This window comes from Microbispora sp. NPDC004025, assembly GCF_053604425.1.
Map to the genome: position 1 here is coordinate 159,278 of NZ_JBSGHN010000015.1, position 14,823 is coordinate 174,100.

Below are 14,823 nucleotides of genomic sequence, written 5' to 3' on the forward strand. Positions count from 1 at the left end.
CCGTATGGTCCGCCGCCGGGTGCTCAGCCTGGGGCGCCGTACGGTCCGCCGCCGGGTGTGCAGCCTGGTGCTTCGTATGGTCAGCCGCAGGCGGGTGCGCCGTACGGTCAGCAGCAGCCGGGCGCTCAGCCTGGTGCGCCGTACGGTCAGCAGTCTCAGCCCGGCGCGTATCCGGGTGCCGTGCCCGGTCAGCCCGCCCCGCAGCCCGACTTCGGCGGGTACCCCGGCGCCCAGTCCGGTCCGCAATCGCCGCCCGGGCCATACCCCGGTCCTCAGCCCGGACAGCAGCCCGGTCCGTACCCCGGTCCTCAGCCCGGACAGCAGCCCGGTCCGTACCCCGGTCCTCAGCCCGGACAGCAGCCCGGTCCGTACCCGGGACAGCAGCCCGGCGGGTACCCCGGCACGCCGGGCGGTCAGGCCTGGCCGCAGGCGGGGCCTCCCGGCGGGCCGCAGCCCCAGTCGAACCCCTATCCCTATCCGCCGCCCGGCGGGCAGGCCGCTCCGCCGCCCACTCCGCCGTCCACTCCGCCATCTGTTCCGCCATCCGGACCGCAGGCGCAGCCCGGTCAGTACTCCGGCCCCTACTCGAGCCCGTACCCGGGCCACAGTGGTCAGGGCGCGCAGCAGGGGCAGGGCTGGCAGGCGGCGACGCCGCCCCCGCCCGAGCTGTGGCAGATGCCGACCCAGCCGTCCGCCCCGGCGCGGCGGGGATGGGTGCTGCCGGTGGTGGCGGTCGTCACCGTACTGGTGGTGGCCGGGGGGACGTTCGCGTTCATGTCGGTACGCCAGACGGGGACGACGCCCCGCGCGGCGGGTTCGCCGGTGCCGTCACAGGCCGCGAAGTCGGCGTCGGCCGCGCCGGTGGCGGCGACCGCCGACGTGTGCTCGATGCTCGACCCGGGCGAGGCCGAGCGTCTCGTGCCGCGGGCCGACGTCGACTCCTCGACCAGCGACAACCGCGACAGCACTCTCGTGAGCTACGTCCGGTGGCAGTGCCGCTGGGCGAACCGGAACATCTCGTACAAGGACGTCACCCGCAGCCGCGAGATCACGGTCAACGTGTCCAAGTACGAGGCGCTCGGCACGACCACGGCCGTGGACGCGGCGAAGATCCAATACAAGGGCGAGCTCAGCCAGTACAAGTACGGCGCGACCCACTCGGACGAGAAGCGCTATTACTCGGCGGTCCAGGAGTACCAGGGCGTCGGGGACCAGGCGGCCGCGCAGTACCACTGGACGCGGGAGGACGACAAGTACTGGTACTCCTTCGGCCAAGGGGTCGGCCGGGTCGGTGACGTGGTCTTCCAGGTGAAGTACGAGGCGAGCCAGAAGAAGAAGGAGGCGGACCTCTTCTCCAACGAGACCACCCAGTCGATCACGGAGGAGAACGCCCTGCGCGAGGTGAAGGGCCTGCTCGGGCAGCTCGCGAAGTCGGTGACCGCCTGGCAGGCCGGCAAACCGCTGCCGTACCACGCGCGCCCGAAGCCGAGCCCGTCGTCGTCGCCCTCGCCCACCCGGATCCCGCTGCCGAAGGCCTGCGTGAGCCTCGAGTCGCTGGCCGCCACCCTGGTGCCGCAGACCGAGGGCGCGGCCGTGCGGGGCAAGGAGGGCAACTCGACCGTCACCCAGTGCCAGTGGTGGAACGACAAGCTGCCGCTCGGCGGCGGCAAGGTCCGCTGGCGGAACCTCCGGGTCGCCGTCCACAGCTTCTGGGACGCCGAGTCCGCTCGTTATTACCTCATCGACCAGCGCTCGAAGACCAAGTTCACGGCGAGCAGCGAGATCGGCGGCATCCGGTGGGGCAAGGTCGAGAAGCTGACCGGTTTCGGGCAGGAGGCGTTCGGCCAGGCGATCCGGCAGCGCACCGACACGGCCCAGGGCAACCGGTACGAGATCTACGCGCTGGACGGCAAGAACGTCATCTGGGTGCTGCTGTCCGGCAGCGACCGGCCGGAGAACACGCCGATCAACGCGTCCGATTCCGTGCTCATGGACCCGAAGGAGGCCGAGGCCGGGGCCAAGTCCGTGGCCAAAGCCCTGCTCGGCGCCCTGTGAGACGGTGTTCGCCCAGGATTGGGCGGGTATTTCCCCCCTCGACCGCGAGTCGACGGGGGGAAACCATGGCTACGTGTGAAGTCTGCGGCAACGACTACGATATGGCCTTCGAGGTGCACAGCCAGGGCGCGGTGCACGTCTTCGACAGCTTCGAGTGCGCCATCACCCGGATGGCACCCGTGTGCGAGCACTGCGGGTGCCGGATCGTGGGCCACGGCGCCGAGTACGACGGCCGCTGGTTCTGCTGCGCGCACTGCGCGCGCGAGGAGGGCGCGACCAGGATCACCGACAGGGAGGTCACGACCGCCGGCATGCGGTAGCCGTACCGGCGGCGGTCAGGACTCGAAGGCGACGAGGCGGATGATGAGGTAGTGCTCGCCTTCGGGCTTGGGCGGCAGCGTGGTGCCCGGCACCGCCTCGAACACCTCCGGGTGTTCGTCCCGGGTCACCACGCCGAACAGGTCGTCCGGCATGGCCACGCCCCGAGCGAGCGCCTGTCTCGCCGCGGCGTAGAAGCTGCCGCCCGCCTTCAGGTCCGCGGCGACCGCCTCCGCCGCCGACCGGCTGGGCACCTTGATGCGGGCCACCCGCGCCCGCTCGGGGCGTGCCGTACGGGCGCGCAGATAATCCTCGATCTCCCAAATGAGTAGCTCGCCGAGATAATGCGGGACGTCCTTCTCCATGGCGTCCATACTGGTGCGTCCCGTTTGATGCAGACTTGCACTCCGTTTGCCCCTGCCGGGCGCTCCCTTGCCACCGCCGGCCGCGTCATGGATCCGTGGGCGTCATCCCGCCGAGGTGACGTGCAGGGCGACGGGCCGCAGGACCAGGCCGTCCGTCCATGCCACCGACTCGGGTGCGGTGGTCAGGCGGAGGGCGGGCCGCCGGATGACCAGGGCTCTGATCGCCTCGGTGAGCTCGACCCTGGCCAGACTGGCGGCCAGGCAGCGGTGCGGGCCGTAACCGAACGCCACATGCGGGTTGGGCGGATGGCCGGTGAAACGGTGGATGTCGAACCGGCCGGGCTCGGGGAACGCCCGCGGGTCGTGGTTGGCCGCGTTCAGGTTCGGCATGACGACCGTCCCCGCGCTCAGCGAGCCGCCGGGCAGCTCGGTGTCCTCCGTGATGCGACGCATGAACGCGCTGGCGGGCGGGCCGTCGAAGCGCAGGATCTCCTCGACGGCGGTGGCCGTCAGGGCGGGATCCGCGACCAGCTCGTCCCACTGGCCGCGGTGGAGGAGCAGCCGGAACACACCACGGGCGATCATCGAGGCGGTCGTCTCGTAACCGGCCGTGATCAGGGAGAAGACGGTGTTGACGAGCTCGCCCTCCGACAGCCGGTCATCGGCGTCCCTGGCCCGGATGAGCAGATCGATGAGGTCCTCGCCGGGTGAGAGGCGATGCTGGGCGACCAGTTCGGCGGCGTAGGCCATGAAGTCGGTGTAGCTCTCGTAACGCGCCTGCTCGGTGGCCGTGGAGGTGGTCAGGAACATGTCCGTCCACCGGACGAACTGCTCGTAGTGGTCCATCGGCACGCCGAGCATCGCGCAGATGACATTGGCCGGCAGCCGCAGCGCGTATCCCTGGACCACGTCGAAGTCGTCGCCCAGGCCGTCGAGGAGGTCCTGGGCGATCCGCGCGATGCGGGGGCGCCACGGTTCGATCTGGCGCGGGGTGAAGGTGCCCTGCATGATCCGGCGGTAGCGCGTGTGCTCCGGCGGATCCTGGTTGATGAGCGCGTCCGGGTCGTCGTCGATGCCGACGCCGCTCACGAACCGCGGCAACCCGGGAAGGCGCAGATTGCGGCTGGAGGTGGGCGAGGCCAGCAGGGCGCGGACGTCGTCGTACCGGACGGCCATCGGCACCCGGTCGCCACTGGGCATGGTCGCCGGCTCCAACGGCCCCGACTCCCGTCTGCGGGCGAACTCCGGTGGCGGAGTGGCGAGCGGTCCCGGCACGATGTCCGGCCCAGAACCTTGCCCGTCGTCCGGCGGGGTCCCGTTCGAATCCGGCTCGGTGGTCACTGCAACCCCTTCCGGTTCGGGGCGCCCGGAGGACGGCCTAGCCGGAACGTACGAAATGCCGCACAACCCGTCAACAGGCGAACCGCGGACTCACGGTGCGCCCGATCGCCGCTGCCGCCCGGATCGGCGGCGTCAGACCCTGGTCAGGGCCGACGACCTCGGCCAGCTCATCGAGGATGCCGATGAAATCCCCGGTCCGGAGCTCGGCCGCGAGAACCCTTCCCGCGTGCTCGGGGTGCTCCAGCAGGTGCTCCTCACGCCAGAAGTCGAACGTGATCACCGGCTCGTCCTGGGCGGGAGGGCGGCCCGTGACGTGCCCCTGGATTCGCATGGCACTGCACGGTAGGCTTTAGTTAGTTCCCTAGCCAAACAAACGTCGGAGGAGCGAGTGCCACCAGGTTACCCGGGAGGCGCTGGGGCCGGTGGCCGGTGCCGAGCCGGACGCGGCACGGCCCACGCGTCCGTCCGTGCCGCGATCCTGGCCGCCGATGTCGTGTCAAATTGCTCGCAATTGCGGCATGATGAGCCCGAGCGGGAACGGGGCGGACATTGATCACATCGCACAACGGGCCACAGCCGGCCGACTTCACCGACGTACGCGCGACCAACCTCGCCGTCGTGCTGCGGTTCGTGCGGGAGAACGCGCCCTGCTCGCGTGCCGACATCGCCGCCTCCACCGGCCTCAACAAGGCCACCGTGTCCAGCCTGGTCGCCGATCTCATCGACCGGCGCCTGCTGCGCGAGACCGGCCTGACCGAGCACCGCGTCGGCCGGCCCGCCACCATGCTCGTCCTGGACGGATCGCCGTACGCCGCGATCGGCATCGAGGTCAACGTCGACTACATCACGGCGGTCGCGGTGGACCTCAAGGGCGAGGAACTGCTGAACTGGCGGCGCTCCTTCCCCGGCGGGACCTCCAGCGCGGGCCAGGCGGTCGTCGCGATGGCCGCGCTCGCCCGGCGGGTCGTGAGCAGGATGACCAAGGAGGCCCGCCAGGTGCTCGGCCTGACCGTGGCCGTCCCGGGGCTGGTGGACGTCAACGGCACCGTACGGGTCGCGCCCAACCTGGGCTGGCGCGACGCGGACCTGGCCGGCGACCTCACCAAGGCACTGCGCGACCCGGGCTTTCCCGTGCTGGTCGACAACGACGCCAACCTCGCCGCCCTCGCCGAGCACCGGTTCGGGCCCCACCGCAACGCCGCCAACCTCGTCTACGTGACCGGCGAGGTGGGCGTGGGCGCGGGCATCGTCATGGACGGCAGGCTCAGGCGGGGCGGGCAGGGCTACAGCGGCGAGATCGGCCACATCGAGCTCGACCCCGCCGGGCCCACCTGCCGGTGCGGCCGGCGCGGCTGCCTGGAGGCCGTCGCCGGGATCGGCGCGATCCTCGCCCGCACGGCGCCCGACGCCTCGCCGTCCGAGCTGGAACTCGAGATCGACGAGGTCGTGCGCCGCGCCCGCAACGGCGAGCGCGACATCCTCGCGCTGCTGGAGAACGTGGGGCGCCACCTCGGCAGGGGGATGGCCGCGGTGGCCAACATGCTCAACCCCGAGGTCGTGATCCTCGGGGGTTACTACGTGCCGCTGGCGCCCTGGCTCGTCGCGTGCGCGGAGGAGGAGATGTACGGCAGGGTGCTCGCCCCCGGCGGGGGAGGCTGCCGGCTGGAGGTGTCGACGCTCGGGTACGGCGCCGCCGCGCTCGGGGCGGCCGCGCGGGTGCTCGACTCGGTCGACTCCGGCCGCCTGCCCCCGCAGCGCTGACCGCCGCCGTCCTCGTCCGCCGGCCGGGACGCATCCGCCGGCCGGAAGCGCCCGCCGGCCGGAAGCGCCCGCCGGTCGGGGAGCGGTCACCGGCGCCGGAACCATGCGCCGGACGCGGGGTCCGGCGCGACGGCCGATGCCAATTCGGGATGCCCGCGAACCGGGCCGGGGAACGAGGCGTCGAACATCGGCAACGTCGACGAATGGGACATGATGAAGACTCGCCTGCTCTGCGCCGCCGCGCTCTCCACCGCGCTCTCCAGCGTGCTCGCGGGCGCGCCGGCCGCCCCCGCGGCCGCCGCCCCGGCCGGAACCTCCGCCGCGCCCAAGCCTCTTGCCGGGGTCGCCGTCTACCTCTCCTACGGCAAGGGCTTCCCGATCAGCCGGTACGAGCCCGGCAAGGGCTTCTCGAAACTGGGCGCGATGCCGATGACGGGCCAGTTCTCCGCGTCCCCGGACGGCAGGAAGCTCGCCTGGATCACGGACCGCGGCGAGCTCCGGGTCGGGAGCGGCAGCACGGCCACGACCGTGGCCAAGGGCGCCGCGGCCGGGTTCCCGTGCGCCACCCCGGCCTGGTCGCCGGACTCCCGCCTGGTGGCGTACGTGAACAAGGGCAACTCCGACGCCGGGCGGATCTCGGTCGTCGGCGCGGACGGCAGGGGAGCCCGGAAGGCGGGCACCACCCTCGGCGTCTGCCACCTCGCGTGGTCGGCCGACGGCCGCTACCTCGCCGGGTACGCGGGGACGACCGAGGGCGTGTACCGCCTCGACGTGAAGACCGGCAAGGCGGTCAAGGTGAAGGGCGTCGACCTCGCGAACCACGTGCAGAGCCTGTCGCCCGACGGCACGAAGGTGGTCGTGGCGCCGCTGTCGCGCAACGCGCCCGGGGGCGACGGCTCCTGGCCCGGCGGCTTCCGCCCGGCCGTGGTCGACGTCGCCACCGGCATGAAGACCGCCATCCCGGTCAAGGGCTCGCTCATCGGGGCCTTCTACCTGGGGGACGGCCGCCTGGTCGTCCGGGTCGCCGGACGCACCGCCAACACCCTGGTCGTGCTCGACAAGAACGGCAGGCAGCTGCAGCGCCTGAGCGAGCCGGCCGCGGCCAGGCGGCAGGCGCTGCTGCGGATCGTCGGCTGACGCGAGGGCTCCCCGGGCATCCGAGAGCGGGCGCGGACCGGCGGGTCCGCGCCCGTCTCCGTGTCCGCCTCCGTGTCCGCCTGGGGTCAGCCCCCGCGTACGACCGAGATGACATCGGGGTGGAACCGGCGCGACGAGAGGTCTTGACCTGAGCCGAGGATGCGGGCAATCTTCCGGATGAGTCCGGATTTACGCACCGGAAACTCACGGTAACCCTTTCGAAGCGCTTCGACGGCGGGCGCTTCCCCAACCGAACAGCGGATCCTCGCGACGCCCTGTGGGCGCGTTTTTCGGCAGGTCATCGAAGCGCTTCGACGCGAAGGGTAACTCTCCAGATGAACGAACCGGCTCAAGGCCCGGCATTCCGGAACCCCGCGCTGTCTCCCGCCGACCGGGTGGACGACCTGCTCGGCAGGCTCACACTCGACGAGAAGATCGGCCTGCTGCACCAGTACCAGGCACCCGTGGAACGGCTGGGCCTGCGGCCGTTCCGCACCGGCACCGAGGCCCTGCACGGCCTGGCCTGGCACGGCCCGGCCACCGTGTTCCCCCAGGCCATCGGGTTGGCGAGCACCTGGAACCCCGACCTGGTCCGGCGGGTGGGGGACGCGACCGGCGACGAGGTCATGGCCTTCCACCACAAGGACCCGCAGAGCGTGGGCCGCAACGTCTGGGCGCCGGTGGTCAACCCGCTGCGCGACCCGCGCTGGGGTCGCAACGAGGAAGGCTACTCGGAGGACCCCTGGCTCACCGGCGTCATGGGCACGGCCTACGCGAGCGGCCTGCGCGGAGGCCACGAGGTGCTGAAGACGGCGCCCACGCTGAAGCACTTCCTCGGCTACAACAACGAGACCGACCGGTGCGTGACCTCCAGCGGCCTGCCGCCGCGGGTGCTGCACGAGTACGAGCTCAAGGCGTTCCGCCCGGCGCTGCAGGCCGGAGCCGCGGTGGCCGTGATGCCGTCGTACAACCTCGTCAACGGCCGGCCGGCCCACCTGTCGCCGCTGATCGACAGTCACCTGCGGGCCTGGGCGTCCGACGACATCCTCGTGGTCAGCGACGCGTACGCGCCGGGCAACCTCGCCGGGATGCAGGGCTACCACAAGGACCTGCCCCAGGCGTACGCGCACGCGATCAAGGCCGGGCTGGACAGCTTCACCCAGGACGACGCCGACAGCGCCACCACCCTCGGCCACATCAGGACGGCGCTCGACCGCGGCCTGCTGAGCGAGGCCGACATCGACGCCGCCGCCCGGCACGCGCTGTCGATCCGGGTGCGGCTGGGCGAGTTCGACCCCGCCACGCCGTACGACGACATCACCCACGACGTGGTCAACAGCCCGGAGCACCGGCGGCTCGCGCGGGAGGCGGCCCGGCAGTCGATCACCCTGCTGAAGAACGACGGCCTGCTGCCGCTGGCCGCCCCGCGCACGGTCGCGGTGATCGGCCCGCTGGCCGGCGCCCTGTTCGAGGACTGGTACAGCGGCACGCTGCCGTACCAGGTGACGGCCCTGGCGGGGCTCGCCGAGCGGTGCGAGACCGTCTACTGCGAGGGCGTCGACCGGGTGGCGCTGCGCACCGAGGGCGGGTACGTCGGCGCGTCCGCCGACCCCGCGGGCGGGCCGCTGCACGTGGGGAGCGAGCGGTCCTGCTTCGACGTGTTCGACTGGGGCGGCGGCGCGTTCGCGTTCCGGTCCTGTGCCAACGGGCGGCACGTGTCGGCGGGGGAGGACGGCGTGCTGGTCAACGACCAGCCGGGCCCGAACGGCTGGGAGGTGCGCCAGACCTTCCGGATCGAGGAGCGGCCGAGGGGCGTCGTGCTGCGCAACATCTCCTCCGGCAGGTACGTCACCGTGGCGGACGGCGTCCTGCGCACGACCGACGACCCCGACGCCGCGGCCGTGCTGGCCGTGGAGCCGGTGGAGAGCGGCGCGGCCCGCGCGGCGGAGGCGGCGGCCCGCGCCGACGCCGCGGTCGTCGTGCTCGGCGACCACCCGCTGGTGAACGGCCGCGAGACCGAGGACCGCGCGACGCTGGCGCTGCCCGAGCGGCAGGAGGCCCTGCTCAAGGCCGTCCACGCGGCCAACCCGGCCACCGTGCTGGTCGTCTCCAGCGGCTACCCCTTCGCCGTCACCTGGGCGCAGGAGCACCTGTCCGCGATCGTCTGGTCGTCGCACGGCGGCCAGGAGTACGGCCACGCGCTCGCCGGCGTGCTGCTCGGCGACGACGACCCGGGCGGCCGCCTCACCCAGACGTGGTACCGCTCGGCCGCCGAGCTGCCCGACCTGCTCGACTACGACATCATCGCCTCCGACGCCACTTACCTCTACTACCGGGGCCGGCCGCTCTACCCGTTCGGGCACGGCCTGAGCTACACCCGCTTCGCGTACTCCGATCTCGAACTGTCGTCGGCGGAGGTCGCCGAGGGCGAGACGCTGACCGTCAGCGTGACCGTGACGAACGCGGGCGGGCGCGCTGGGGAGGAGGTCGTGCAGTTCTACACCCACCAGCGGCGCTCGCGGGTGAAGCAGCCGCTGCGTCAGCTGCGCGGCTTCGTCAAGGTGCGGCTCGCGCCGGGCGAGAGCCGTACGGTGTCGGTGGACGTGCCGGTCGGGGACCTGGCCTTCTGGGACGTGACGCGCGGCAGGTTCGTGGTCGAGGAGGCCGCGCACACGGTGCAGGTGGGCGCCTCGTCGGGGGACATCCGCCTGTGCGCGCCGGTTCGGGTGCGGGGCGAGCGCATCCCGCCGCGGGACCTGACCGCGGGGCCACTGGACGCGGCCGACCACGACGAGTACGACGGTGTGGTGCTGTGCGACGCCGCGCTCGACTCCGGGGACGCCGTGCGCTCCACGTCACCGGGATCGTGGATCGTCTTCCGCGACTGCGATTTCACCGAGGGGAAGGTGTCGGCCTGCGTGCTGGCGGTGTCGAGCGACGAGGGCGGGGTGGTCACGCTGCGGCTCGACGATCCCCTGGCCGGCGAGGTCGCCGGCGCGGTCAGCGTCCCGCCCACGGTCACCAGGCATGATTTCGTCGAGGTGAGCACCCCTCTGGCGGGAGCGGCCGGAGTGCGCGATCTTTATGTGGTGTACGAGAGCGAGGGGGTCACGGTGAACGCGCTGGGGTTCTGCCCGTGAGGACCGTGACGATCGCCGACGTCGCCAAGCACGCGGGGGTCGCCGTCTCCACGGTGTCGTACGTGCTGAGCGGCAAGCGGGCGATCTCGGCGACCACGCGGCAGCGGGTCCTGGACAGCGTCCGTGCGCTCGGCTACCACCCGAACGCGGGCGCCCGCGCCCTGGCGAGCAAGCGCGCGAAGGTCATCGCGCTGGTGCTGCCGCTGCGGGCCGGCATGAACCTGCCGGTCCTCATGCAGTTCGCGACCTCGGTCGTCACCACGGCCCGGCAGTACGACCACGACGTGCTCCTCATGACGGCCGACGAGGGAGCGGACGGGCTGCACCGGGTGGCGGCCAGCGCGCTGGTCGACGGGTTGCTGCTGATGGACGTGGAGATCCACGACCCCCGCGTGCCGCTGCTGCGCAAGCTCGCCGAGCCGAGCGTGCTGATCGGTTTCCCGGCCGACCCCGAAGGGCTGACCTGCGTCGACCTCGACTTCGCCCGGGCCGGGGCGCTGTGCGCCGACCACCTGGCCGACCTCGGGCATCGCGAGATCGCGCTGCTCGGCGCGCCGCGCGTGGTCTACGAGCGCGGCACGGGCTTCGCGGAGCGGACGATGGCGGGCTTCGTCGAAGCGGCCCGGCGGCACGGCCTGGAGGCCGACGCGCGGCCCTGCGAGGAGTCGTTCGACGAGATCCACGCGGCCGTGAAGCTGCTGCTCGACGAGCGGCCGCGGCTGTCCGGGCTCGTCGTGCACAACGAGGCGGCCGCCGGCCATGTGCTGGGGGCGTTGCGGATCCTCGGCAGGCGGGTGCCCGAGGACGTCTCGGTGGTGGCGATCTGCCCGGACGACATCGCCGAGCGGGCCAGCCCCGCGCTGACCTCCGTGCTCATTCCCGCCGAGGACGTCGGCAGGCAGGCGGTCCGGCTGCTCATGGCAAAGCTGGAGGGCCAGGCCGTACCGGAGTCGACGCTCCTCGAACCTCGGCTGACGATTCGCGAAAGTTCACGATGACCTCATTTCCCGACGGCTTCCTCTGGGGCGCCGCGACCGCGTCGTACCAGATCGAGGGCGCGGTGCGCGCCGACGGCCGCGTCCCCTCGATCTGGGACACCTTCTCCCACACTCCCGGCATGGTCGTGGACGGGCACACCGGCGACGTGGCCTGCGACCACTACAACCGCTATCTCGAGGACGTCGAGATCATGGCGTGGCTGGGGCTGAAGGCGTACCGGTTCTCGGTGGCCTGGCCGCGCCTCGCCGACCTGAGCTTCTACGACCGGCTGGTCGACGCCCTGCTCGACAGGGGGATCGCGCCCGTCGCGACGCTCTACCACTGGGACCTGCCGCAGACGCTGCAGGACGAGGGCGGCTGGGCCAACCGCGACACCGCCTACCGGTTCGCCGACTACGCCGCAGCCGTGCACAAGCGCCTCGGGGACCGCGTCGCCACCTGGACGACGCTCAACGAGCCCTGGGTGTCGGCGTTCGTGGGGTACGCCTCGGGCCGGCACGCGCCCGGCGTGACCGACCCGGCCGCCGCGTTCGCCGCCGCCCACCACCTGATGCTCGCGCACGGCCTCGGCGTGCAGGCGCTGCGGGCGGGAGGCGCGGAGTCGGTCTCGCTGACGCTGAACCTGACGCCGATCCTCGGCGACGCCGAGCCGGCCCGCCTGATCGACGGGCTGGCGAACCGGCTCTTCCTCGACCCCGTGCTGCGCGGCGAGTATCCCGCCGACGTCCTCGCCCACCTGGAACGTTTCACCGAGGTCGACCTGGACGACCTGCCCACCATCGCGCAGCCGATCGACGTGCTCGGCGTCAACTACTACACGGTCAACCGCGTCGTCGCCGACCCCTCGTCGGAGGGGCACGCGGAGTATCCCGGCAGCGAGGGCATCGCCTGGGAGGACCCGCACGGCCCGGTCACCGAGATGGACTGGGAGATCAACCCGGCCGGGCTGGAGGAGCTGCTCCTACGGCTGTCGCGGGACTACCCCGGCACGCCTTTGATGATCACGGAGAACGGGGCCGCCCTGCCCGACGGGGTGGCCGACCCCGGCCGGATCTCCTACCTCGACGCCCACTTCCGCGCCGCCCGGTCGGCGATGGACCGCGGCGCCGACCTGCGTGGCTACTTCGTGTGGTCGCTGCTGGACAACTTCGAGTGGGCCCGGGGCTACGACAAGCGGTTCGGGCTCGTCCGCGTCGACTACGAGACGCTGGAGCGCACGCCCCGTGACAGCGCCAGGTGGTACCGCGAGGTGATCGCCCGGAACGGCCTCGCCGGCTGAGGCCGCCCCACCCGCGTCCCGGCGGGGACCGCCCCGGTCCCCGCCGGCGACCGGGGAGACCGGGGTGGCCGGGGCCTACCGGACGCTCTCCAGGCCGATCATCGCGACCACCAGCACGACCAGCGCGCCGAGGTGGGCGGCCGACGACCACAGGCCGATCGGGACGGTCGCCACGGCCAGCAGCGCGGCGGCGATCCGCACGGAGGGCCGTCCCAGCCCGAGCACCCGGCGGAACCACAGGTCGCCGAGCAGGAACAGCGCGGTTCCCCCGGCCAGCGCGACGGCGGGGCCGAGGCCGAGGTGGTCGTGGCCGACCGCCTTCTTGATCCCGGCCGCCGTCGCGACGATCCCGAGCAGCATCGGGATGTGCGCGTAGAAGTACGCCCCCAGGATGAGCCTGGTCCGGCGGACGACGTCGGCCCGTGCCAGCGCGTGCTCGGGTCCGCTCTCGCCACGCCCGAAGTACACCCACCACATGGCGGCGGTGAGGGCGAGGCCGAGCAGCGAGGTGACGATCAGGGCCGCCCCCGGGTGGCCGTCGGTCGCCCCGATGCCGATCGCCACGATCGACTCGCCCAGCACGATGATGACCAGCAGGCCGTGCCGCTCGACGATGTGCGCGGGGTGCAGGGGAAAGCCCTTCTGCCCGATGAAGACCGGGCTCGTCCAGGTCAGCACGAGGGCCGCGGTCCACAGCGCGTAGTTCCACGGCGCGTCCGCGAAGGCGGCGGCCAGGACGAGCGCGGTCGCGGCCAGGTTGAAAGGCACGACCCGCGCGATCGCGGCGGTCGCCTGCAGATAGAGCCCGCCGTGGACGAGCACGATGACGAGGTAGCCGAGGGCGAACGCCACGCCGCTGCCGGAGAAGGCGTGCGGGACGGCCAGGGCCATGATCAGGAACCCGGCCATGCCGCACAGGATCAGCACCCGCCGGGCCGTGCGCTCCGGCGGCACCGTGTTGGTGAGCCAGGCGTAGCCGGAGTACATCCACCACAGCAGGCCGAAGATGAGGATCGCCTGCACGGTGCCCTGGCCGGCGAACCCCTCTCCGCCGTGCCGCGTGAAGTCGCCCACCAGCAGCGAGGTGAGTTGCGTGATCGTGAAGACGAAGACGAGGTCGAAGAAGAGCTCGATCGTGGAGACGCGCAGTTCGGCGTCCGGGGCGGTCGGCTCGACGCGCTCGGCGAACCAGCGGGGGAGGCGCATGGCGGTCATTATGCCTGTCGCGCTGATTTCTTGATTACACCTTTTCAGCTCTCGCCCGGTGTGGGCGGAAGCACGCGGTCGCCCAGATGCGGGAAGACCTTGGCGACCTTCGCCGTCAGGTAGTCGCCGTACGTGCCGGTGAAGGCCCGCAGGTCCAGGCCGTCCCAGCGGGCGCGGCCCCCCGCGCGGCCGGGCAGGGTGGGCAGCGGCGGCACCTCGCAGTCCCAGCCCGGGTCGAAGAAGAAGGGGAAGGACAGCCTGTCGCGGCCCGTTTCGTTGCGCACGCGGTGCGGGGTCGACCGATACAGCCCGCCGGTGAGCTTGTCGAGCATGTCGCCGATGTTGCAGACCAGCGTGCCGGGGATGGGCGGCGCCTCGATCCAGCCGCGTGCGGTGTGCACCTGGAGCCCGGGATTGTCGTCCTGGAGCAGCAGCGTCAGCAGGCCGTAGTCGGTGTGCTCGCCGACCCCCCACTCGTCCGGATCGGCGTACGGCGGGGGCGGATAGTGGAAGATCCGGAAGAGGATCGTGGGTGTGGCCGTGTATCCGGCGGCGAAGTAGTCCTCGTCGAGCCCCAGGCTCAGCGCCACGCCCCGCATGACCGCCTGCCCGACGTGGGTGAGGGCGTCCATGTACGCCAGCACGGCCGGGCGCATCTCGGGCACCTCGTCGGGGAAGAGGTTGCGCCCGTGCAGCGGCCGGGGATCGTCGTGGTCGTGCTCGGCGCCGAAGTAGACGCCCTCCTTGAGGTCGGGCCGGCCGGAGGTGAGCTCGCCGCCCACGGGGAAGTACCCGCGCCAGGCCCGTCCGCCCCGGTCCATGGAGATGCGCGACTTGTGCTCCGGCGGCAGCCGGAAGAACCGCGCCGCGGCCTCCCTGAGTCGTGCGACCAGGTCGCCGGGCACCCCGTGGCCGCTGATGTAGAAGAAGCCGCTGTCCAGGCAGGCGGCCTCAATACGGCGCGCGACCTCGGCGCGCTCGCGGCCGCTCCCGGAACCGGTGAGCGCGGCCACGTCGATCACCGGCAGTGGTCCGGCGGTGTTCATACCTCCATATACCACCATCCGGGGGCGTCGTCCGGAAGGCTCCTTTACCTGCTTGCCGGACGTGTTGCGCGTGCGGGGATTTCGAGCGCACAGGACCAACTCGTTCGGTTTGTCCCGTTACCGACGTATAACGCCCGGAAGAGTAGATTTCTTACGCACGGTCAATCGGGCCGCAT

12 protein-coding genes are annotated in these 14,823 nt (G+C 72.1%); 7 read left to right on the top strand and 5 right to left on the bottom strand.

All coding sequences use genetic code 11. From position 1 onward, the window contains the following. Window positions 1-675: 675 nt before the first annotated feature. Window positions 676-2,055 carry a hypothetical protein gene (locus ACWEQG_RS31185; protein ID WP_452290191.1) on the top strand — a complete coding sequence of 460 codons (1,380 nt, stop codon included), beginning with the start codon at window positions 676-678 and terminating at the stop codon, window positions 2,053-2,055. Between the two features lie 65 nt (window positions 2,056-2,120). Continuing rightward, window positions 2,121-2,375 (top strand): hypothetical protein, encoded by a 255-nt coding sequence (locus ACWEQG_RS31190; RefSeq protein WP_346225939.1) that lies wholly within the window; start codon window positions 2,121-2,123, stop codon window positions 2,373-2,375. A gap of 15 nt (window positions 2,376-2,390) precedes the next feature. Here the strand turns inward: ACWEQG_RS31190 and ACWEQG_RS31195 are convergent, their stop codons facing one another. The 3 genes from ACWEQG_RS31195 to ACWEQG_RS31205 all read right to left on the bottom strand — a co-directional run bounded on the left by ACWEQG_RS31195 (window position 2,391) and on the right by ACWEQG_RS31205 (window position 4,410). Further along, window positions 2,391-2,738 (bottom strand): hypothetical protein, encoded by a 348-nt coding sequence (locus ACWEQG_RS31195; RefSeq protein WP_452290193.1) that lies wholly within the window; start codon window positions 2,736-2,738, stop codon window positions 2,391-2,393. 102 nt (window positions 2,739-2,840) lie between these two features. After that, window positions 2,841-4,079, bottom strand: a complete 1,239-nt coding sequence (locus tag ACWEQG_RS31200) for a cytochrome P450 (RefSeq protein WP_452290195.1) — start codon at window positions 4,077-4,079, stop codon at window positions 2,841-2,843. Between the two features lie 70 nt (window positions 4,080-4,149). Further along, complete coding sequence (locus ACWEQG_RS31205; RefSeq protein ID WP_452290197.1) at window positions 4,150-4,410, bottom strand: hypothetical protein; 261 nt, start codon at window positions 4,408-4,410, stop codon at window positions 4,150-4,152. 218 nt (window positions 4,411-4,628) lie between these two features. On the opposite strand from ACWEQG_RS31205, the gene ACWEQG_RS31210 reads away from it, so the two are divergent. From ACWEQG_RS31210 to ACWEQG_RS31230, 5 genes are all read left to right on the top strand, one after another. Further along, window positions 4,629-5,840 carry an ROK family protein gene (locus tag ACWEQG_RS31210; RefSeq protein ID WP_452290199.1) on the top strand — a complete coding sequence of 404 codons (1,212 nt, stop codon included), beginning with the start codon at window positions 4,629-4,631 and terminating at the stop codon, window positions 5,838-5,840. 210 nt (window positions 5,841-6,050) lie between these two features. Then, window positions 6,051-6,977, top strand: coding sequence for a TolB family protein (locus ACWEQG_RS31215; RefSeq protein WP_452290201.1), 927 nt, complete (start codon window positions 6,051-6,053; stop codon window positions 6,975-6,977). Window positions 6,978-7,312: 335 nt separating this feature from the next. Next, a complete protein-coding gene (locus ACWEQG_RS31220; RefSeq protein WP_452290203.1) occupies window positions 7,313-10,117 on the top strand; it encodes a glycoside hydrolase family 3 C-terminal domain-containing protein in 2,805 nt (934 codons plus the stop codon). Further along, window positions 10,108-11,115, top strand: a complete 1,008-nt coding sequence (locus ACWEQG_RS31225; RefSeq protein WP_363472578.1) for a LacI family DNA-binding transcriptional regulator — start codon at window positions 10,108-10,110, stop codon at window positions 11,113-11,115. The genes ACWEQG_RS31220 and ACWEQG_RS31225 overlap by 10 nt, the downstream gene beginning before the upstream one ends. Continuing rightward, a complete protein-coding gene (locus ACWEQG_RS31230; RefSeq protein ID WP_452290205.1) occupies window positions 11,112-12,395 on the top strand; it encodes a GH1 family beta-glucosidase in 1,284 nt (427 codons plus the stop codon). Before ACWEQG_RS31225 ends, ACWEQG_RS31230 begins: the two co-directional genes overlap by 4 nt. 75 nt (window positions 12,396-12,470) lie before the next feature. Here ACWEQG_RS31230 and ACWEQG_RS31235 read toward each other — a convergent pair whose 3' ends face one another. After that, window positions 12,471-13,601: a low temperature requirement protein A gene (locus tag ACWEQG_RS31235; RefSeq protein ID WP_452290207.1), complete on the bottom strand. Its 1,131-nt coding sequence runs from the start codon at window positions 13,599-13,601 to the stop codon at window positions 12,471-12,473. A 44-nt stretch (window positions 13,602-13,645) separates the two neighbouring features. Beyond that, a complete protein-coding gene (locus tag ACWEQG_RS31240) occupies window positions 13,646-14,647 on the bottom strand; it encodes an isopenicillin N synthase family dioxygenase (protein WP_452290208.1) in 1,002 nt (333 codons plus the stop codon). Between the last annotated feature and the right edge of the window lie 176 nt (window positions 14,648-14,823).